Origin of the sequence: Stenotrophomonas sp. PUT21, assembly GCF_052232875.1 — a bacterium.
Lineage (GTDB): Bacteria > Pseudomonadota > Gammaproteobacteria > Xanthomonadales > Xanthomonadaceae > Stenotrophomonas > Stenotrophomonas maltophilia_N.
This window is the reverse complement of sequence record NZ_CP197645.1, coordinates 1795707-1815328: the sequence shown is the minus strand read 5'-3', so window position 1 is coordinate 1815328 and position 19622 is coordinate 1795707. Positions and strand designations below refer to the sequence as shown.

At 63.1% G+C, this 19622-nt stretch carries 15 protein-coding genes; 10 read left to right on the top strand and 5 right to left on the bottom strand.

Annotated elements, in window-relative coordinates; translation table 11 throughout:
- Positions 1-17 precede the first annotated feature (17 nt).
- The 4 genes from ACTT2I_RS08470 (at position 18) to ACTT2I_RS08455 (ending at position 5094) form a co-directional block, all read left to right on the top strand.
- Positions 18-1673 carry an acetolactate synthase large subunit gene (locus ACTT2I_RS08470; RefSeq protein WP_421099967.1) on the top strand — a complete coding sequence of 552 codons (1656 nt, stop codon included), beginning with the start codon at positions 18-20 and terminating at the stop codon, positions 1671-1673.
- 33 nt (positions 1674-1706) lie between these two features.
- On the top strand, positions 1707-3089 hold the full coding sequence (locus ACTT2I_RS08465) for an aldehyde dehydrogenase family protein (RefSeq protein ID WP_421099968.1): 1383 nt from the start codon (positions 1707-1709) through the stop codon (positions 3087-3089).
- 185 nt (positions 3090-3274) lie between these two features.
- Entirely contained in the window at positions 3275-4471 is a 1197-nt protein-coding gene (locus tag ACTT2I_RS08460) for a serine hydrolase domain-containing protein (RefSeq protein ID WP_421588914.1), read from the top strand.
- 101 nt (positions 4472-4572) lie between these two features.
- Positions 4573-5094 carry a DUF6622 family protein gene (locus ACTT2I_RS08455; RefSeq protein WP_421100000.1) on the top strand — a complete coding sequence of 174 codons (522 nt, stop codon included), beginning with the start codon at positions 4573-4575 and terminating at the stop codon, positions 5092-5094.
- A 34-nt stretch (positions 5095-5128) separates the two neighbouring features.
- Here the strand turns inward: ACTT2I_RS08455 and ACTT2I_RS08450 are convergent, their stop codons facing one another.
- The 3 genes from ACTT2I_RS08450 to ACTT2I_RS08440 all read right to left on the bottom strand — a co-directional run bounded on the left by ACTT2I_RS08450 (position 5129) and on the right by ACTT2I_RS08440 (position 9097).
- Complete coding sequence (locus tag ACTT2I_RS08450) at positions 5129-5956, bottom strand: restriction endonuclease (RefSeq protein WP_421099970.1); 828 nt, start codon at positions 5954-5956, stop codon at positions 5129-5131.
- Positions 5957-6068: 112 nt separating this feature from the next.
- On the bottom strand, positions 6069-7184 hold the full coding sequence (locus tag ACTT2I_RS08445; protein ID WP_421588913.1) for a hypothetical protein: 1116 nt from the start codon (positions 7182-7184) through the stop codon (positions 6069-6071).
- 335 nt (positions 7185-7519) lie between these two features.
- Positions 7520-9097: a PQQ-dependent sugar dehydrogenase gene (locus ACTT2I_RS08440; protein ID WP_421099972.1), complete on the bottom strand. Its 1578-nt coding sequence runs from the start codon at positions 9095-9097 to the stop codon at positions 7520-7522.
- A gap of 154 nt (positions 9098-9251) precedes the next feature.
- On the opposite strand from ACTT2I_RS08440, the gene ACTT2I_RS08435 reads away from it, so the two are divergent.
- Positions 9252-10643, top strand: coding sequence for an aldehyde dehydrogenase family protein (locus tag ACTT2I_RS08435; protein WP_421099973.1), 1392 nt, complete (start codon positions 9252-9254; stop codon positions 10641-10643).
- On the opposite strand, the gene ACTT2I_RS08430 is transcribed toward ACTT2I_RS08435, so the two are convergent.
- Entirely contained in the window at positions 10615-10788 is a 174-nt protein-coding gene (locus ACTT2I_RS08430) for a hypothetical protein (protein WP_421099974.1), read from the bottom strand. The genes ACTT2I_RS08435 and ACTT2I_RS08430 overlap by 29 nt on opposite strands.
- 173 nt (positions 10789-10961) lie before the next feature.
- On the opposite strand from ACTT2I_RS08430, the gene ACTT2I_RS08425 reads away from it, so the two are divergent.
- The 3 genes from ACTT2I_RS08425 (at position 10962) to ACTT2I_RS08415 (ending at position 14134) form a co-directional block, all read left to right on the top strand.
- Positions 10962-11690, top strand: coding sequence for a hypothetical protein (locus ACTT2I_RS08425; protein ID WP_421099975.1), 729 nt, complete (start codon positions 10962-10964; stop codon positions 11688-11690).
- Between the two features lie 250 nt (positions 11691-11940).
- A complete protein-coding gene (locus ACTT2I_RS08420) occupies positions 11941-12846 on the top strand; it encodes a hypothetical protein (RefSeq protein ID WP_421099976.1) in 906 nt (301 codons plus the stop codon).
- A gap of 292 nt (positions 12847-13138) precedes the next feature.
- Entirely contained in the window at positions 13139-14134 is a 996-nt protein-coding gene (locus ACTT2I_RS08415; RefSeq protein WP_421099977.1) for a hypothetical protein, read from the top strand.
- Between the two features lie 273 nt (positions 14135-14407).
- On the opposite strand, the gene ACTT2I_RS08410 is transcribed toward ACTT2I_RS08415, so the two are convergent.
- Positions 14408-15274, bottom strand: a complete 867-nt coding sequence (locus ACTT2I_RS08410) for a S1 family peptidase (protein ID WP_421099978.1) — start codon at positions 15272-15274, stop codon at positions 14408-14410.
- 302 nt (positions 15275-15576) lie between these two features.
- On the opposite strand from ACTT2I_RS08410, the gene ACTT2I_RS08405 reads away from it, so the two are divergent.
- Positions 15577-16383, top strand: a complete 807-nt coding sequence (locus ACTT2I_RS08405; RefSeq protein WP_421099979.1) for a Hachiman antiphage defense system protein HamA — start codon at positions 15577-15579, stop codon at positions 16381-16383.
- A gap of 2 nt (positions 16384-16385) precedes the next feature.
- A complete protein-coding gene (locus ACTT2I_RS08400; RefSeq protein WP_421099980.1) occupies positions 16386-19364 on the top strand; it encodes a DEAD/DEAH box helicase in 2979 nt (992 codons plus the stop codon).
- Positions 19365-19622 lie beyond the last annotated feature (258 nt).

Here is a 19622-nt window from a genome sequence, read left to right as displayed (position 1 = left end):
CCGCAAGGATCGAAGCTATGCAGAAGGGCTCGGATCTACTGGTCAAGGCGCTGGAGAACGAAGGCGTCGACCGCATCTTTGGCGTGCCGGGCGAGGAGAATCTGGACTTCCTTGAGTCGCTCCGTACCTCGCACATCGAGTTGGTGCTCACCCGCCACGAGCAGGCGGCCGCGTTCATGGCGGCCACCCACGGCCGGCTGACTGGCAGGCCAGGCGTGTGCCTGGCCACACTCGGCCCCGGCGCACTGAATTTCTCCACCGGCGCGGCGTACGCCCACCTCGGCGCATGGCCGATGATCCTGATCACCGGTCAGAAGCCGGTCATGAGTGCCAAGCAGGCGCGCTTCCAGATCGTGGACATCGTGGCATCGATGAAGCCGCTCACGAAAATGACCCGGCAGATCGTCAGCCCTGCGGCGATTCCGGCGACGGTGCGCGACGCCTTCCGCGTAGCGATGGAAGAGCGCCCCGGGCCGGTGCATCTGGAGCTGCCGGAGGACGTCGCGGGCGAAGAGGTGGAGGATGTGCCGGTCATCCCCATCCATCCCCTTGAGCGCCCCGTTGCCCCCTCTGCCGCGCTTGACCGGGCGGAGGCGGCGATCCTCGCGGCCAAGCGGCCCCTGGTGATGATCGGTGCGGCCGGCAGCCGTCCCTGGCTGGCTGAGTCACTTTCCGCCTTCGTCGCGCGCACGCGCCTGCCGTTCTTCAACACGCAGATGGGCAAGGGCGCGGTCACCGGGGGCTCCAATCTGTACATGGGCACGGCCGCTCTCTCCGAGGGCGACTATGTGCACGAAGCCGTCGCCCGCGCCGACCTGATCATCGCCATCGGGCATGACACCGTCGAAAAGCCGCCGTTCCTGATGAAGGGTGGCGGTGGTCCCAAGGTCATCCACATCAGCTTCCAGTCCGCGACCGTCGAGCAGGTGTACCACCCGGATATTGAAGTGCTGGGCGACATCGGCGCCTCGGTGGATGCGCTGGCCGAACGGCTGGAAGGCCGGTTGGCTGAAGACGCCGGCATGGTCGAGCTGCGCCAGCAGATCCTGGCCCGTCTCAACGACCGTGCCGAGGAAGACCGTTTCCCGATCACCCCACAGCGGCTCGTGCACGACGTGCGCCAATCCATGCCAGACGACGGCATCGTCTGCCTCGACAACGGCATGTACAAGATCTGGTTCGCCCGCAATTACCGCACGCATGTCGCCAACACACTGCTGCTGGACAACGCGCTCGCCACTATGGGCGCGGGCCTGCCATCGGCGATGATGGCCGCGATGCTGTACCCGCAGCGCCGGGTCATGGCCGTGTGTGGCGACGGCGGCTTCATGATGAACTCGCAGGAGATGGAAACCGCCGTCCGCTTGGGCCTCAACCTGGTCGTGGTGATCCTCAACGACAGCGCCTACGGCATGATCCGCTGGAAGCAGGCGGTGGACGGCTTCGAGGATTTCGGCATGCGCTTTGGCAATCCCGATTTCGTGAAGTATGCCGAGGCCTATGGCGCGAAGGGGAGCCGGGTGACCGCGGTCGGCGATCTGGTGCCGATGATCGAGGCCGCCTTCGCTGGCGGTGGCGTCCATGTGCTGGATGTGCCGATCGACTATTCCGAAAACACCCGCGTGCTGGTGGATGAACTGCGCAACCGCACGCCGGTCGTGGGCTGTGCCTGATCGCCCTTCCTGATTCTTAGCAAGGAACCCAAGATGCTGACCGTCGTCCAGGCTTTCGACCGCGCGCCCATCGCCGAGATCGGTTTCGATACCGCCGCTGCGTTGGAGCGCAAGCTCAGTGCCGCCGAGCGGGTGTTCAAGGACCGTGACGGCTGGCTTGCGCCGCACCAGCGCATTGCGATCCTGCGCAGGCTCGCGGCCCTGATGGACGCCAAGCGCGATCATCTGGCCCTGCAGATTGCACGCGAGGGCGGCAAACCGCTGCCGGATGCCATCGTCGAAACCACGCGCGCCATCGATGGCGTCCACAACGCCGCGGACGAGCTGCGCAACTTCGCTGGCCGCGAGGTCCCCATGGGGCTCTCCGCCGCGGCGGAGGGCCGCTGGGCATTCACCACGCGTGAGCCGATCGGTATCGTGGCGGCAATCTCGGCGTTCAACCACCCGTTGAACCTGATCGTTCACCAGGTGGCACCGGCCATCGCGGTCGGTTGCCCGGTCATCATCAAGCCTGCCTCTGCCACGCCACTGTCCTGTCTGGAGTTCGTCGCGATGGTGCACGAGGCCGGGCTGCCGGAGCCGTGGTGCCAGAGCTTCCTGCCGGAAGGCAACGACCTGGCCGAGGCGCTGGCCACCGACAAACGGGTTGCCTTCCTGAGCTTCATCGGCTCGGCGAGGGTAGGGTGGTCGCTGCACGCCAAGCTCGCACACGGGGCACGCTCGGCGTTGGAACACGGCGGGGTCGCGCCCGCCATTGTCGATCGCAGCGCCGACCTGAGCAGGATCATCGAGCCGGTCGTCAAAGGCGGTTACTACCACGCGGGCCAGGTGTGCGTGTCCACGCAGCGCATCTTCGTGCACAACGCGATCGCCGACGAGTTCACCGAGGCGCTGATCGCCCGGGTCGAACGCCTGCGCACCGGCGATCCCACGCTGAAAGATACTGATGTGGGCCCGCTGATCCAGCCGCGCGAGGCGGACCGCGTCGCCGAGTGGATTGATGAGGCCGTGCGTGGCGGCGCGCGATTGGCCACCGGCGGCACGCGACTCTCCGAGACCACGCTGCAACCGACCGTCCTGCTCGATCCAGCCAGCGACGCGCGGGTGACCACACAGGAAGTATTCGGGCCGGTGGTAGCGGTGTACCGCTATGCCGAGCTCGACGAGGCGATCGCGCGTGCCAATGGACTGCCCACCGCCTTCCAGGCCAGTGTGTTCGCGCAGGATATCGATATCGCCATGCGCGCCGCCAACCGGCTGGATGCCTCGGCCGTCATGATCAATGACGCCACCGCGTTCCGCACGGACTGGATGCCCTTCGCCGGCCGCCGCGAGTCGGGCTACGGCACCGGGGGCATCCCGGACACCATGCGCGACATGTCGCAGGAGAAGATGGTCCTGATGCGCCGGAGCTGAGTAAGGCACGAAATGCGGAGCGTCGCTTACCGGCACTCTGCGGCGGCCAGAGATCACCGCAGAGGGTGCCATTACCTGTGCGGGAGTCATTGGCGCCCGCGCAGGCGCCGGGTTCCATCGTCTTGTCGTAGGGCCCCAGCGCCTCTAAGATCGCGCTCTGCCACATCCTCCTCAAGCGCCTACGCATGCACGCGACGTCCATGAGTGTTCCCGGTAGTGCGTGGTTGCGCTGCCTCGTTCTGTCAGCCGCGCTTCTAGCCGTGGGCTGCGCGGGCGGAAAAGGCCCGGCGAAGGATCTCGAGGCGGAGATCGATGAGGTCGCCGCAACGCTGGTCGAGCAGCCCTTGCTCCACTCAGCCTCGATCGGCGTCGTGTACCGGGGCAGGGAGTTCATCCGGCATCGCGGCGACATGGAAACCGGGAAGCCGGGCCCGCCGACCGATGCGACGCTCTACGAAATCGGTTCGTTGAGCAAGACGCTGGCCGGTACCCTGATGGCCAATGCCGTCCTTGAGCACAAGGTGGGTCTGGACGACGATATCCGGCAGTATCTGCAGGGTGACTATCCGAACCTGCAGTATGAAGGCGACCCCATCCGCATCCGGCACCTGTTGTCGCACACCAGTGGCTTGCCGAACATGTTGCCGGAACGCGCGAACACGGTGCTCGCCGACTTTACGGACCATCGTACGCCCGACGCGCTCAATGCCGTCTATGCGCGCTACGACAAGGCGGATTTCCTCCGGGACCTGCACGCGGTCGAGATTCCCCGGGAGCCGGGCAAGGATTACGGCTATTCCAGTGCCGGCACGGAGCTGACGGCACATGTTCTGGAAGTGGTTTACAAGCAGGATTACGAATCGCTGTTGCGCGCATACCTCAGCGAAGCTGCGGGGATGACGGGCCTCAGGATCAGGCTGAGCGATGAGGAAGCGCCTCGTCTTGCGGTCGGCTATCACAGCGACAACGCAGTACCGACCACGCCGATGCCACAGTTGCCGTGGGGCGCATCCGGGAACGCAAAGGCGACACTTCCCGACATGGTGAAGTACCTGAAGTTCCAGCTGGCCGACGGGCCCGTGGCAAAGGAATCGCATCGCACCCTGGTCACCTTTGATGCCGAGGCCAGCATCGGCTACTTCTGGAACATCGTCCGTGGCGACCCCCTGAAGGGGACTTACTATTCGCACCATGGTGGCGTGCCGCGCTCGCAGTGCTATATCTACATCCTGCCGAAGTACGACCTCGGCATCTTCGTGATCACCAACCAGAGCGGCGACCAGACGGCACGCGCCATGGAAACAGCAATCGATACGTTGGTGGAGAGGATCGCTGCGCGGGAGAGCAGCGCTGGCAAGGGTGAAGTAATTCCGGATGCCTGACAGCTGTCACTTGTGATGGGTCGGTGCAAAGCGAGAATGAACCCATTCCCGCACGGCGCTGCATCGCCGGCACCCACCCTCCTCAAGGACGCCCCGTGAACATGCTGCATCCCCTTTTCTCGAACACCCCGGTGTGGGTCTGGGCGCTTCTGGTCTTTCTGGTCGCACGGGGCGTCGCCGCCATGAAACCTGGAGAAACCTCGCTCACGAAACTGGCCATCGTGCCGACCCTTTTCGTGGCGTGGGGCATCGTGTCGATAAACCACCGGTTCGGCAATGCCTGGGAAGCGTGGGGTCAGTGGTCGGTGGGCATCGGCGCAGGCGTGGGCCTTGGATGGCTGCTGCTGCGCCGGGCAACGCTCGCCCTGAATCCGTCCACGGGAAAGCTGTGGCGCAGTGCAGACTACACTCTCCTGCCGCTGCTCCTGGTCACGTTTGCAGTGAAGTACGGCTTCGAGTGTGCGCTATCCGTATCTCCGGCCCTCAGCGCGGACGGTGGCTTCCGCACCGCCTACCTGCTGCTGTCGGGCGGTTTCACTGGCATCTTCATTGGCAAGTATTTGCGGTACCTGCGCGCGTCTCGTCCCGCATCGCCGCATAGGAGCCTCGATGCGGCGGGCTGAGCTGCCCCGGCGGCGCACACTGGCAAAGAGGACGTCAATTCGCGCTGCCCCTGCAGCGCGGGAACTGACTGCAGCCAAAGAACGACTCACCGGTGCGCCGGTTGGTTCGTTGTACCAGTGTGCTGCCGCATCGAGGGCAGCTTTCGCTCGGCGCAGGCGCCGCCTGTGGCGGGGCGAGCAATGGCTCAATACGGGAGGTGGGCAAGGATGGCGACACATCGGCTTTGCGTGATGCCTGGATCATCTCCAGCAACGCTGCTCCGCCAATCAGTTCGATAGGCTTGCCCCGTGCAAACGTCTCCGCGTCACGGGTAAATGTCCCGACACAGACAATCTTGACCGCATCCGCGCGATGGTGGGCCAACAGGCCTGCCATCTCACGCACAACGCTCACGCCGACCTGCTGGCGCTTCCATTGCTTGCACTGGACCAGAATGCGCCGGCCGTCCTTGCGAAGGATCAGATCGATGCCGCCATCCGGGCCGCCCAGGCCCGTCTCTTCGACGGTGTAGCCCTGCCGGCGAAATGCCTCGCCGACCACCTGTTCGAACTGGCGCCAGCCGCCTGCGGCCAGACTGTCCAGCGTGGTCCGGGTATCCAGCAGGCGGCGCCGATGCCTGGCGCGCAGGAAAGAGAGGAGGGCGGCCATCCAGCAGAGACCCAGCAGCACCCAGGCGAGCGGGGCGAGTACCTGTCCGAACTCTCCCGCAAGGCCGGCAGCCAGCGTGCCGTCCTGGCGAGAGAACCACCATGGGATCCCGTACCGAAGCGCGCTGTAGCCGGCCATGCCGACCAGGATCCCGACCGGCCAAGGCAGGCCGATCAAGGCGTCAAATCCGGTCGATGTTCTTCTACGTCCCATGTAAGCAGCCTGTTTCCCCTGGCGCCAACATACCAGCCTGAGGGCCAATATCTGATGCCGTGCGTCAGGAGGTGAGCCACTCCCGGTCCGTGCGATCTCGCCGTCTTGCAGCTTACGGCGATGCCGGCTTGACGACGTAGCGCTCCCAGTAGCCAGCAAGCTGAGCCGCCTTTCGGTTGCTCAGCTCGCTGTCGAGGGTCTGCCGTAACCCTGCTGCTTCCTCACCACGTTCGGCACGGTACAACTCGCGGGCCGTCTCGAGCAGCGCCCGCTGGCGTACGTTGAGGTTGCCGAAGGGGTCGAAGTAAGAGTCAAGGCGTGACGCGTCAGCCACCCCGGTCCACGTGAAGTGTGCTTCGCCCGCCTCCGTGGCAATGGATCGGTACCGGTCCACAGCCATCGCCGGCGTGGCCCTGCCTTCCAGCACATCCAGGCGCGTCTGCAGCAACGCGACTTCGGGCGAGCTCCGCTCTGCCTTGAGGGCTTGCACCGACTCCCGAACAAACGGGCGGTCCATGTTGCCGGTGCCGGACTGGACGCCCAGCAGGTTGAAGCTGGCGACAGCAGCGTGGTACTCGCGGCGCTCCTCCCGGTGCACCTGCGCCTCACCGGGTGCGCCGAGGCTGGAGGGCTGTACGATCCGCAGGTCCGGGGAGGCGGCCAGGATTGCTTCGATGTCCCGCTTGTGGAACTCGCCAACCACCACGACAACCGTGCCGCCGGGGCGCGCTTTCGCCGCAGCGGCTACCCGCTGCGCCTGCAGGTAGGTGCGGTAGAGATATAGCCTGCGCGGCAGGTCATCCGCTGCGCGCTTGGCCGGCGTTGCGGCCCACTGCGCGATCCTCTCCACGTTCTTTGCCTCGTCGGCATGGAAGAGATCCCGCGTGAGCTGGCTCGGGGAGGGGAATGAAAGGAACTGCTGGAACCCGCTGGCAGGGCGCAGTTCCGGCGGCGCCCCCAGGTCCAGGCCGAATCCAAGCTTGGCATCTTCGACGGGTGGCTCCCAGTCAATGGGACACAGATCGATCCCGTTGCGCCGGGCGAAAGGAACCACGACGTCCTGAACTTCGTAGGTGAACTCGTAATAGTCGTTGCGTGCGAAGGCCTCCGGCGACCGCTCGATGCAGATGGCATCGGGCTTGGCATGCGCCAGGAAGGCCGCAAGGCGGGCAGGGCGGTCATTTTTGGCCACTAGCTGGGCAGCGTGGTCCACGCCAAGCACGATCACGGTTGTCGTCCCGTCGGCGGCCTTGGAACTTGCTCCGGCCGTCGCACACATCAGCAGCAACGCTACCGAGAAAAATAGACGCCTCACACGTGCTCCCTCCATTCCATTGGATCCAACATAGCGTGCACAGCCCCCTGGCTCGTGTGCCATTGGTTGTAGTCACGCCGCAGCTGCGATGCTGCCACCAGATCGTAATTCCCCTGGGCCGCCAGCAGCTCTAGGGCCAGCGATACCCCCAGCGTCGGTGTCACCGTGCTTGCCTTCGGCGCGCGCCTGCCGGGAGCGTAAGCGTGCGGAGTCAGTCCTCCGCACGCGGCTTCAATTGAGCAGCGTGCTCACAGGGTTTCTTCTGGTATCAGTCTCAGTAGCCTCCCATCCACCCCATCGGTAAGCGCGTAGACGGAGCCATCTGCAGCGACCATGACGTCACGAATCCGTTCACCCAATTCGACGAGCAGCCGCTCCTGGCGCACCACGCGATCACCGTCACGAACGAGCCGACGGATACTCCGCTCACGCAATGCAGGCACCAGCAGATCTCCCTGCCATTCCTTGAAGAGGGCGCCTTGATACACGGCAAGACCGGAGGGTGCGATGGACGGCGACCAGATCACCTCAGGGTCCTCGAACGCCTTGTGCCGGGTAAACGGGCTCACCCGTGCAAATGGGTAGTCGATCCCGTGACTGACCATCGGCCAGCCGTAGTTTGCGCCCGGTCGAAGTCGGTTGAGCTCGTCACCGCCGCGCGGCCCGTGTTCGCTGACATAGATGGAATCTGTGACAGGGTCATGCACGATGCCTTGTGGGTTGCGATGCCCGGAGGTGTACAGGGTCGCCACGCTCGCGCCGGGCGCGAGCTCTATCCGCATCACCTTGCCCAGCGAGTTGCGCACATTCTGCGCTTCCTCCCGGCGGGCACTACCGTCGCCCACGGTCATCAGCAGGGTGTGCGCGTCGAGAAAGGCCAAGCGCCCGCCGTTGTTGCCGTCGCTGGCCTTTGGCGTGGATTCGAAAAGAATCTCCAGCTGTTCCATGCACCATGCATCGCCAACGCGTTCCAGCGCGCCACGGATCAAGCGAACACCCACGCCACGTGGATCACGGTAACCCTGTGTCAGATAGATGCGCCGGTCGTTCTTGAAATCCGGTGACAGGGCAATGTCCATCAGCCCGATCACGCGCTCCCGCTGATAGCCCACGGGTAGTTGGGAGACGTTGACGTCCTCACCTTCACCGGCGCGGTCAATCAGCTTCAGGCGGCCAGCCATTTCGGTGACGAGCAGTCTTCCATCGGGCAGCTCCGCCAACGACCACGGCCACTGAAGGCCGTCGGCCACCGTGGCGACCTGGTAGCCTGTTGCCGCAGGCGGCTGTGCACCTTGCGCCGTTGGCCGCATCAACAGGAACGACCCAAGCGGCAGCAGTATCAGGCAAGCGGGCAGCAGGTAGGCCATGCCACTGTGCTGGCGCGTTACGCGCACGGCACGCGCCGTCAGCGTGTAGCTCACATAGCCGCCCACCAGCCCACACAGGCTGAGCAGGGCGTAGCCTGGAAGCTCCCGGATGGCGGCGATCGCCGGCATCGGAATCACACTGCGCAGCAGCGCCAGCACGGCGGCCAATCCGGCTACACCGGCGAGCAGGGCGCAGGGCAGGGCGCTGAGCCCCAGGCGCCGTAGAACTGCCTGCAGGCCCAGCGCAAGCACCCCACCGGCCAGCGAAAAGCCGAACATCACAGGGCCGAACCGGGCCAGATCTTCGCCGGTCACGGCTCCTCGTGTCCGCCAGCCGACCTCAAGGCCCAGCTGCGTAAGCGCGTGCAGATTGATCTGGGTCTGCAGCACGCTGGTAACAGCGGCCGTGGCCAATGCAGCGGTGAGGGTGATGGAGGCGGTTCGCAACCAGGAGCGCATGCAGGGAGTTCGTCAACGCAAGCCGAATCGACACTCTACCAATGCGATCCAGTGAACCTCCAGTGATGCATTCCGCTGAAGAATTCACAGGGGAGGAACTGCACGGCGGCGACTCTTTATGTACTTCCCCCCTTGAAGCGACGGATCTCCTTCCATGCCAAACAAGCAACTCACCACCATCAACCCGCTGACCGAAGAAGTGCTCGCCACCTATTCCTACATGTCAGACGACGAGGCCGCGGCCACCGTGAAGGCAAGCCATGACGCCTTTCTTCAATGGCGTCTGCGCAGCCTGGATGAGCGAGCGAAAGTGATCGCGGACATCGCCAAGGCGCTTCGTGCGCGCAAGGAAGCGTTCGCGCAGCTGATGACCGACGAGGTCGGCAAGCTCATTGAAGACAGCCGTGCCGAAGTCGAGCTCTGCGCCAGCATCTGTGATTACACTGCCAAGCAGGGCCCCGTCGCCCTGGCCGATGAAGAGCGCGACGTGGAGGGCGCTACCGGCTTCGTGACCCACGCCCCCATCGGCGTGGTTTACGGCATTCAGCCGTGGAACTTCCCGGCCTACCAAGCCATCCGCTATTCCATTGCCAGCCTGATGGCAGGCAATGGCGTATTGCTCAAACATGCCGAGAGCTGCACCGGCAGTGGCCTGCTGCTGCGTGATATCTACGAAAGTGCCGGGCTGCCCAAGGGGCTGTTCGGGGTGCTGTTGATTACCCACGATCAATCCAATGACATCGTGGAAAACGACTTGGTGCGCGCGGTGACCCTCACCGGGAGCGAGGCGGCAGGGCGCACCGTGGCCGCCAAGGCCGGCGCGGCACTCAAAAAGACGGTGCTCGAGCTGGGCTCGAATGACGCCTATCTGGTGCTGGACGACGCCGACCTGGACCTGGCGGTGAAGACCTGCGTCAAAGGGCGCCTGTTCAACAACGGGCAGACCTGCGTCAATGCCAAGCGCTTCATCGTGACAAAGAAGAATTACGACGCCTTCGTCAGCGCCTACGCAACGGCGTTCGAAGCGATCCGCATGGGCGACCCGAATGCCGACACTACCCAGCTCGGCCCCATGGTCTCCAAGGCGCAGCGCGACAAACTGCACGAACAGGTAACCAAGAGCGTCTCGCAGGGGTCGCGTCTGGTGGTAGGCGGTGAAGTGCCGGACCGCACCGGCTGGTTCTACCCGGCCACGGTGCTGGCGAATGTGGCACCGGGGCAGGTGGCCTACGAGGATGAGCTGTTCGGTCCGGCAGCGGCCATCATCCGCGCCGAGGACGATGAGGATGCGATGCGCATCGCCAACGACAGCCGCTACGGTCTGGGTGGCGGCATCTTCAGCCGCGACGTGCAGCGTGCCCGGGAACTGGCCAGCAAGTATTTCGACACCGGCATGGTCTTCATCAACACCTTCGACGTGGCATCGCCAATGCTTCCGTTCGGTGGCGTGAAGGCATCCGGGTATGGTCGCGAACACGGCCCTGAGGGTCTGAAGGAGTTTGTGAACGTGAAGTCGATCAAGATTGCGGCTGTCGTACCCGGTTGACCTGCAGTTTCTTCTTTGCCGCCGAGATGCCGGCATCTCGGTTGGCCTCTTCTGCACTGTAAGTCAGGTTGACCGTTTCCGCGGAGGCAAGGGCACTGAATCCCATCAGGCAGGCAGCAATCACCAGCGTGTGCAGTCTGGGCATGGCGCTTTCTCTTGTGGACGCGGGCTGAGTGCCGGCATAGGTGGCGCGGTGAAGGTGCTGTGGTCAGGCGGGCGCCCGATGACCGATGGATCATGCGGTAGGGCGGTGAAAGCGTGTATTTGACGTTAGGATGCGTGGATCGGTACAGGGGCCGACGCGCCAGAGGAGCAGCAATGGATATGCATGCACAGGCGGAGGTGGGTGCGCCACAGCCGCGAGGCTCAAAGGAGCTGACGTTCCATTGGCTCTACCAGCGGGTGCAGGGGCTGATGGACCACAGCATCTATCCCAAGCCGGGCAGGATGGAAAAGTGGTCTGTCCGGGTAGGTATGGCGGCCGCGGCCATCGGGGTCCTGACAGCCCTCGTCCCGGACCGGTGGCTTTCTGGGAGCGTGGCCCTGATCGTAGTCGTGGCTTGCTTGGTTGTGGAAGGCGTTGGCTTCGCCCTTGGCGGCATACTCGCGGTACGCAGGGAGATCCGCCAGTACACCCAGCCCAGGTTGTCGCATGCCAGGGTAATGGACAGCGAGTTCATCTATTGGCAGGCAGCGATCGCCGATCTCCGTGCATTCCCTAAAGCCCAGCGCGAACAGAGGCTGAATTATGTCAGCAATCTGCGAACCAACATGATTGATCGCATGGGCTTGATGTACGGCGGGCTGCAGCGGCTTGGGCCATTCCCGTTGCTCCTTGCCCTCTACCTGCAGTTCCGTGGCTGGAAGTGGGGAGAGTGGGGCGCTGTTTTTGATGTTGGCTGGGTGGGTGCACTGCTGATTTTTGGGTTGGCGCTTTTGTATCTGCTCGGCTGGATGTTGATTGGGCAACGTATACGGCTGGATACCTACGTTGCCTTGTTGGAGGCTTCCATCCAGGAGCCCGAACCGGGTACAGGCGTGCAATGACGAGCGCCAGACTGGAATCAAAAGAGCGGCTCAGACTCCAGGGCGCGCAGGAGAGTCATGGCCAAGCCCGGCCATCACCAATTTGCTGCAGTGCCTTGCCCCACCGAAATGAACAGATATCCGGCACCTACTCTGTTCAGCTAAGAGTGACGCGCGGTCACGATGATTAGTGTTCGTTATCGGGGTTAGGAGAGCAATTCAGTCTGGCCTAATGCTCGGTTAGACTTCAACCGGGACTCAGGGGGTTTACATGGCCTACGACTGGAACCGGCAGGAGCTGGCGCGTTCACCATGGCGCAGTGAGGTGGTGCCTCGCATTCCGTCCATCCTCATCCAACGGGCCAAGATCGGGCGGCCTATCACCTACGGGGAGCTCGCCGCCGAGCTAGAGCGCCTCCATGGTCTGGAGCCGAAGGCCCGCAAGACCTTGTATGGCCCGGCCGTAGGAGCCGTGGGCTTCGCCATCCAGGAGTTGGGTGAGCAGTGGGGCGAGAAGATCCCGCCGCTAAACCTTATCGTCGTCCAAGCCGACACCCAGCTGCCCGGTCATGGTGCGGATGAAGTCGCCCACTACTACTTCGACGACGGCGGGGCAGGGATGGCTGCCAACCGCGAGGCCTACATCCAAGCCGCCATGGCTGCGGTGTTCGACTATGGGCCGAACTGGGACCGGGTGGCCCAAGCCTTAGGGGTGGACGTGCTCGACACGGCACATGCCAACCCCGACGAGGGGAACCCCATTGAACTGCCTGCCATTCCGACCGCCTACCGGCCTGAAAGCGCCGCGCACAAAGCACTTAAGGCCTGGGTGGCAGCGCACACGGAACGGTTCGAGGACTACGGAGCATTCGAGGCCGGGGTGAACGAGCACAGGCTGAGTTCCGGCGACAGCCTAGATGCCTATTTCACCAACGGGCGCGAGAGCCTGGCGGTGGAGGTCAAAGCCAGCAATGCCAGCGACGACGAGCTAATGCGGGGCATCTACCAAGTCATCAAGTATCGGGCTGTACTGCGCGCCGAGTGCATTGCGCTACGCAAGCCAGCCCTGTGCGATGCCGTGCTGGTGAGCACCCGGCCATTGGGCAAGGCAGGCAGGGTCTTGGCGAAGCGCTTGCATGTGGACTTCGTGCGGGTGCCGGCGGAAGCGGAGAAGTGAAGGGACCTACCCCGACGTCTTCGCCAAGCTCAAGAGCGGTCGGCTGCTCGTGGTGGAATACAAGGGAGGACATCGCGTCAGCAATGACGATAGCCTGGCCCAAGCCAAGATACGCCATTTGTGGAAGATAACGCAGAAGATTAGGGATGTTTATCGGGGGCGGGGTAGGGGCGGCTTCCGACCCAAAGCTGAGGTACGATGTTGCCTCTAGCGAGCGATCGGGGCGCTGAAGGAAAGCCTTGGTACCGAATTAAATCAGGGCCACCCTTGATTCAAATAAAAGGGCGACGTCATGTTCGAACATATGAAGAAGGAGCTGGAGCGACTGGCTCAACTGCAGCAAGTATCGGTGCCGTTAGATAGCGATGCCGAAGGCTACTGGGACAAGGAATGCCCCTCACCTGGTTGCCTCTTCCAGTTCAAAATTCACAATGAGGACTGGAAGAACATCGTCCGCGACGAGGAGGTCTTCTGCCCCGCTTGTCGACATGCTGCGCCGGCGAAATCATGGTTCACGACAGCGCAGGTGGAGGCAGCTCGCGAATTCGCACTTGGCACGGTGGTTAATCGTTTGAACAGGGCCATCCGGGAGGATGCCAGCGAGTCAAAAAGAAGGCAGAGTCGAAACTCATTCCTTCGCATCACTCTTGAAGCCAAAGGGGGGCGCGATGCGGTTCTGCTCCCCATCGCATCAGCAGAACCTATACGGTTGCGGGCGATATGTGAAGGCTGCGAATGCAGGTACTCCTACATTGGCGCCGCGTACTTTTGTCCGAGCTGCGGAAAAAACTCAGCAAAGCACACATTCTTCCAGACCCTAGGGTCGATCCGATCTGCCGTAGGGCTTCGCGGCACTTTGGCGGGCTCGATCGGTATCGATGAGGCTGAAGTCGTGACACAGTCGCTCATCGAAAAAGGAGTGCTCGATGCAGTTACCTCCTTTCAGCGACTTTCTGAGCAGCTCTACTTGCTGCGCACAGGAAAACAGGCAAAGAGAAATTCCTTCCAGAACCTAGACGTTGGATCGGAGCTCTGGAAGTCCGAGATTGGTCAGAGCTACGACCAATTGACTGATGACGTGTCAGTAGCGAAGCTCCGGATCTTCTATCAGCAGCGACATCTGCTTGCGCATCAACAGGGGATCGTTGATGCTGAGTATATCGAGCGGAGCCAGGATGATCGATATGTTGTTGGACAGAAGATTCTCGTTCGAGAGGGCGACGTGCTTGAATTCGTCAGGCTCATTGAAAAACTTGGAAACGGGCTAATGGAGCACGTGGGCGACTGAAGCCGTCCACTGCGAAGTTTCGCTGCGGACGCTGACTGGATCTGGCAGTGACGGAGAGCTACTCGCCATGAGTACGCTTCCCAAGCGCGAAGAGGTTTCAGGTGAATTGTCCGCTTCTGGCCGAAAGCGGACCTTGGCCCAACGGGCCGGGCAGGCGAACGGCAACACAACATTAGGATTAGGGATGTTTATCGGGGGTACCGAAGGGCAGCTTGCGACCCAAGGCGGCCGCCGAATTGTCGGACTTTAGATATCACCGCTCGTGTCCGCAAATCAGCCTAGAATGCGCAGCGTGACCGTACCCACCGCATTTACAGAGGTGAAGCGATCGGCGGCGCGAATGGCTCCGACATCCACCAGCTCCTGCAAAAAATATGGGGTCGCCGCCGCCGTCACTGGGGCGGCGGTGTGCCGCAACTCGATGCCGACCGCTGGCCAAATGGCCGAAACATAGGAGACCTCCGACTCGTCGCTCTCCCCCAGTTCGAAGCTGGAGCCAACTACTCCGATGACAAGACCGTCACCGGAGAAAACCGGCCCGCCACTCATCCCGCCTTTGGTGGTAACGGTCGCCTCGAAACATGGGTACGGGAGCATGACGCAGTCCCGGCTGCGCTCGTGGATCGCGGCAATGATTCCAGAGGAATCGTGGGCATTGAGGCCGACCTTTGCATGGCCCTGCTCATCCAGACGATGCGTGGAGTGCGGATAGCCGAGCGCATTGACCGCTTGGTCGACCTTCGCCTGCGCGAGCGACAAAGTTGGCAGTTCCCACGCGAAATCCGCCGGCAATTCAGCCGGCTGGCGCAGCTCGACCCATAAGGCCACCACGTCGATGGTCGGTGTGTATCCGTAGCCCATCACGGCCCACTTCATTTGGCCGTGCCGTGGATGCTGGATCGAAAAGTCTACGCCGAAGGCCATGTCGCTGACGATTTCATGGATGCGGCAGCCGTGGAACTGTTCGGAGACCTCGTCGATGACATGGCGCGCCGTGAGTACGAGGAAGGGCGCGACGAAGAAGCCAGACCCCAAGGGCAGCAGGCTGTGGCCGACCGTATCCGACGAATCGCCGGCGACAAGCACACCCGTGTAGTGGAGCCGGGAATCGTCTGGCTTGGTAGGTTGGTAGGTACTCATCGACGTCGTCTTCAGGGATCCACTGGCTGGCTGCAGTGATTGAACCGCAAACTCGGCTGGGCGTGCAACGGTGCGGCGACCACATCCTGATCGAGGGGGATAGGGAAGTTCTCGCATTCGATGGTGAGCCATCCCGGCAGACGCCGCGGGTAGTTGGTAAATCTAGGCTAACCCCTGAACAACGTTGCTGCGATCACCGCCGCTCAACCTGAGAAGGCGATCTGCTCTCTAGCAAGGCTAGGCGTACAGGGCATCCCTTGCACCCGACTTTTGGAAAAGTCGGGCACACTGGTGCCGACCGCATGGGAGTCAGCGTTATGGATGAGCTTGGGATTGATTTCGTGGACGCCGTGCCTTGGTTCGCACACGCGCAGGATCAGCCGTACGTCCTGATCCATGTAAGCCCGGCGAGCGTCGCGCAACTGGCGGCAAGCATTGGCGTGCCGCTCAGGCGGTGCTACATCACCGACGCCGATCTCGATGTTGCGGCGCAGCGACCAGGCGTGACGCGCGCCGAGATAGTCCACTCCAAGCTCCCCGACGCCGGGGCGACCATGTCCGGCGATTTCGGCGAGGTACTCGGCTACTTCTACCAAGCGGCCCGCGAACTGCCGGCCATCGCAATCGGACCGAAGAAGTGGCGCCTGAAACAGGACCGGACCAAGCCGGCGCCCAAGTCGGACGTAGTGCATTTCGTGATGCCGAACCGCCCGCATGCCAGTGCGGCGGATGCCATTTTGTGCGCCGAGGTCAAGGCCAAGGCCACCGCGGGCGCGTCCACCCCGATCGCGGATGCGATTGCCGACTGCAAGAAGGATCGAATCAGCCGCTTGGCCAGCACGCTGGTGTGGTTGCGCGAACGAGCCCTGACCACCGACCTCGGTGACGTCGACCTACCGTTGCTCGATCGATTCATCCAAGCCGTGGATAGTCCACCGGTTGCCAAGCGTTTCCGTGCGGTGGCAGTCATCTGCAGCGCGCTGTTGGCCAACGAGCTGGTCGCGGCGCCGAACGAGGCCGATCCGGAGTTCACCCTCGTCGTGATCGGCGTGCCAAACCTGCACCAGACGTACACGGCGGCATTCGCTGCCACACGAGCCTCGGCCTAGTCATGCGCGCGTCCCTGCAGCGGTGGATCAACAATGCCGATACCGCCCGGCACCTGCGTCATTTCCAGTTCACGCAACTGCCGATCGAGCTGGGACCCATCGACCATCGCCTCGATGATTATTACATCTCCCTGGTTGGGGAGATGTTCGCCAACCTGCACCAACCCCAAGTCGCGTCCGCGGACTGGGCGCAGCTGGGTAATGCATTCTTACAGTTCTCGATTGAGATGACCGAGGCCCAGTTGGGTGATCGGGGCATTTCCCGCGAAGACGCGGCATTGTTCGCCGCGGCTGCGTTCTATTTCGGCGACTTCCCCGCATCGGCGTGTCTGGCGATGCGGCGTTCTGCACGGCCCGCTGATCCGACCAGTCTGCGCTCTGCCTGCTACGACTTTCTGGCGCGACCGGGGACGTTGCAGTCCGATTTTTCGCGTGCGATCCAGGAGGAGCTCAAAGCAGGTAGCCTAGATCGCATCGCTCTGCGGCACACGGCATTGCGAGAGCGAGAGGCCCGCGCCTTGGAGGAGGGGCCCGAGGTTTGGATCGTGGCACGGCTGCTGCGCGGCCTGCTTGAGCGTTTCCAACAGACCAACTTACGTGCAGTCCTGCCGCAGGGCACCGACCCGTTCTGGACGCCGCTGGTGCGGTCGCTGGTCGACCGCCAGCCCTCGAACTGGGAGTTCTTTCCCTCTCAGATTCAGGCTATTCACGGCGGGTTGCTAACCAGCGCGAACAGTTACGCGATGCAGATGCCTACCGGCGCCGGCAAGACGACGCTGTGCGAGACCCTGCTCTACTGGCACCTGAGCGCTCATCCCAATGATGTCGCGGTACTGCTCGTGCCCTTCCGCTCCCTCGCCTCGGAACTGAAAGGAACCCTCGTCACCCGCATGAACGCGATGGGCATACCTGCGCGTTGCGCGTACGGTGGCACGGTACCTTCGGGAGATGAAGTCCACGGCCTGGACCAGATCCGGGCCTTGGTGGCGACGCCCGAGTCGCTGTCGGGAATCCTCAGCGCCGAGCCGACCTTCGCCCAGCGCATTTCCTTGGTGATCTGTGACGAGGGCCACTTGTTGGACAGCGATGCGCGGGGCATCGGGCTCGAGTTGCTGCTGGCGCGCATGAAGTCACGTGCCGGGGCCGCACCGCGCTTCGTCTTTGTGTCCGCCATCGTGCCCAACATTGAGGAGATCAATGCGTGGCTCGGAGGCACCGAGCAGACGGTCATTCGTAGCGCCTATCGCCCTGCGACAGCAGAGTTCGCCGTGCTTCAGCCACTGGGCACCGGCGCGGCCGCGTCCATTCGCTTGGCCATGCACCCGCACGAAGCTCCCGAGCGGCGTTTCACTCTCGATCGCTTCCTGGATCGCAACAGTTTCACCTTCACCAATCCACTCACACGGCGCCAGAACACCTACGGCTTCGCCTCCATTAAGACGCAGGCTGTCGCCGCCGCCCGAAAGCTCCTGCCGATGGGGACCACCGCGATCTTCGCCGCCAACAAGCGAGGCGAGCAGGGAGCCGAGGGCCTCGCGAGAGAACTCGTCAACCAATTGGCGCGACCGCTGCCGTTGCTAGCGCCCATGGACTACGCGCAACCCGGGGCCTTGCCACCGTGCATCGCCTACCTGGAGACTGAGTACGGTACCGCGTGGATCGGCACGCAAGCCGTGCGCCACGGTGCAGTGCTGCATCATGGCGACATTCCGCAAGAGACGCGCGAAGTCCTGGAGGCGTTGATCCGGGACAATGCGGTTCGTCTGGTGATCTGCACCAGCACGCTGGCCGAGGGCGTCAACCTGCCCATTCGGAGCCTGGTCCTGTACTCGGTGCAGCGTCGCAGACCCGGCGGGCAACAGCCTGAAGCCATGCTCGCGCGGGACATCAAGAATCTAGCTGGCCGCGCCGGTCGCGCGGGCGTGAACACCAAGGGCTTGGTGATCTGTGCCAACCCCGGCCAATGGGGGCTGGTGCTGCCGGTCGCGGCGCAAGACGCCGGTGAGCCGGTGCGCGGCTCGTTGGTGAACCTGGTTCGACAATTGAGCAACTTCCTCGCACAACAGGGAATGGCGCTAAGCAACGAGTTCCTCGAGGGCGTCGATGCCGTCTACCCCGTCGTGGACGGTGTCGACTCGACGCTGATCGACCTCATTTCCGAGGAGGTGGGAGAAGAGCTGTTCGTCGCACACGCTCGGGAACTCGCCGAGCAGACCTTTGCGGCTAGGCAGTTGGAACCCGCCCACGCGGAGTTGCTGCGCGATGTCTTCGAGCTACGGGCTCGCCGGCTCATTGGCTTGCGACCTACCGGCCAGTTGGCATGGGTACGGCAGACGGGCGCGAAGGTGCGCATGCTCGCATCGGTATCGGCCGGGCTGTGGCCGGCTCGGCCAAATTGGCAGGACCCGGTCGATGTCCTGGATGATGGATTGCGCACGGTCATCCTAGAATGGGCCTGGACGCACGACGAACTGCGGCACGCGGTACTGCAGGGGTTCCGCGTCGAGGTAGATCAAGCGGAAGTCGCGAAGCCGCGCTTCTTTGAGGTCGTCCGCCGCTGGATGTTGGGAGAGTCGTTCGTCGAGATCGGTCAACGACTCCAGATAGACATGGACGACTTGCTAGCCCTCCACACTCGGGCAATTACCTACATCCTACAAACGCTCGTAGAGCAGGGTCTGAGCCTGCTGGCGCGCCGCCTACAGGCCGATGGCCTGGAACTCGCGGCGGGCGTGTCGAACTTCACGCAACAGCTACGCTTCGGTGCGCCGAATGTCGCTGCGCGACTACTCGCAGAGTTGGGTGTGCGTCACCGTCGAGCCTACGTGGCGCTGGGCAACGCCGTTACTCAACTCATGCCAGCACCGGATCTCACGAACACCAAGGCCAACGCGCGCAATGGGCTTCGCCAGCATGAGGCCGAGTGGCGTGTTCATTTGGGCGACTTGGTCTACGCCAACACTCTCAAGGACCTGGCCTGAGCCAAGCAAGTGACTCCGGCTCAGCCCTCGCGGGCACGGGGCGCTTTCGTAGAAGGCCGTCAAGTTTTCGAGCCAACAGAATCTCGTCGGCCTTCTCACGTCGAGCTCGTATCTGTGCACGATGGCCTCGGGGCCGAAGACCGATCGATAGCCTAGGCTTCTGGTAACAGCATGTTGATTGCCTGGTGAGCGGGACGACGCGCTACGGCACACACATGAGCGTGGAAGGACTCTGTGTTGCCTGCTCATCGATCTGAG

Bases quoted from the DNA above. Each gene is read 5' to 3' on its own strand.
- ACTT2I_RS08470 (WP_421099967.1), top strand. From the start codon at position 18: ATGCAGAAGGGCTCGGATCTACTGGTCAAGGCGCTGGAGAACGAAGGC.
- ACTT2I_RS08465 (WP_421099968.1), top strand. From the start codon at position 1,707: ATGCTGACCGTCGTCCAGGCTTTCGACCGCGCGCCCATCGCCGAGATC.
- ACTT2I_RS08460 (WP_421588914.1), top strand. From the start codon at position 3,275: ATGCACGCGACGTCCATGAGTGTTCCCGGTAGTGCGTGGTTGCGCTGC.
- ACTT2I_RS08455 (WP_421100000.1), top strand. From the start codon at position 4,573: ATGCTGCATCCCCTTTTCTCGAACACCCCGGTGTGGGTCTGGGCGCTT.
- ACTT2I_RS08450 (WP_421099970.1), bottom strand. From the start codon at position 5,956: ATGGGACGTAGAAGAACATCGACCGGATTTGACGCCTTGATCGGCCTG.
- ACTT2I_RS08440 (WP_421099972.1), bottom strand. From the start codon at position 9,097: ATGCGCTCCTGGTTGCGAACCGCCTCCATCACCCTCACCGCTGCATTG.
- ACTT2I_RS08435 (WP_421099973.1), top strand. From the start codon at position 9,252: ATGCCAAACAAGCAACTCACCACCATCAACCCGCTGACCGAAGAAGTG.
- ACTT2I_RS08430 (WP_421099974.1), bottom strand. From the start codon at position 10,788: ATGCCCAGACTGCACACGCTGGTGATTGCTGCCTGCCTGATGGGATTC.
- ACTT2I_RS08425 (WP_421099975.1), top strand. From the start codon at position 10,962: ATGGATATGCATGCACAGGCGGAGGTGGGTGCGCCACAGCCGCGAGGC.
- ACTT2I_RS08420 (WP_421099976.1), top strand. From the start codon at position 11,941: ATGGCCTACGACTGGAACCGGCAGGAGCTGGCGCGTTCACCATGGCGC.
- ACTT2I_RS08415 (WP_421099977.1), top strand. From the start codon at position 13,139: ATGTTCGAACATATGAAGAAGGAGCTGGAGCGACTGGCTCAACTGCAG.
- ACTT2I_RS08410 (WP_421099978.1), bottom strand. From the start codon at position 15,274: ATGAGTACCTACCAACCTACCAAGCCAGACGATTCCCGGCTCCACTAC.
- ACTT2I_RS08405 (WP_421099979.1), top strand. From the start codon at position 15,577: ATGGGAGTCAGCGTTATGGATGAGCTTGGGATTGATTTCGTGGACGCC.
- ACTT2I_RS08400 (WP_421099980.1), top strand. From the start codon at position 16,386: ATGCGCGCGTCCCTGCAGCGGTGGATCAACAATGCCGATACCGCCCGG.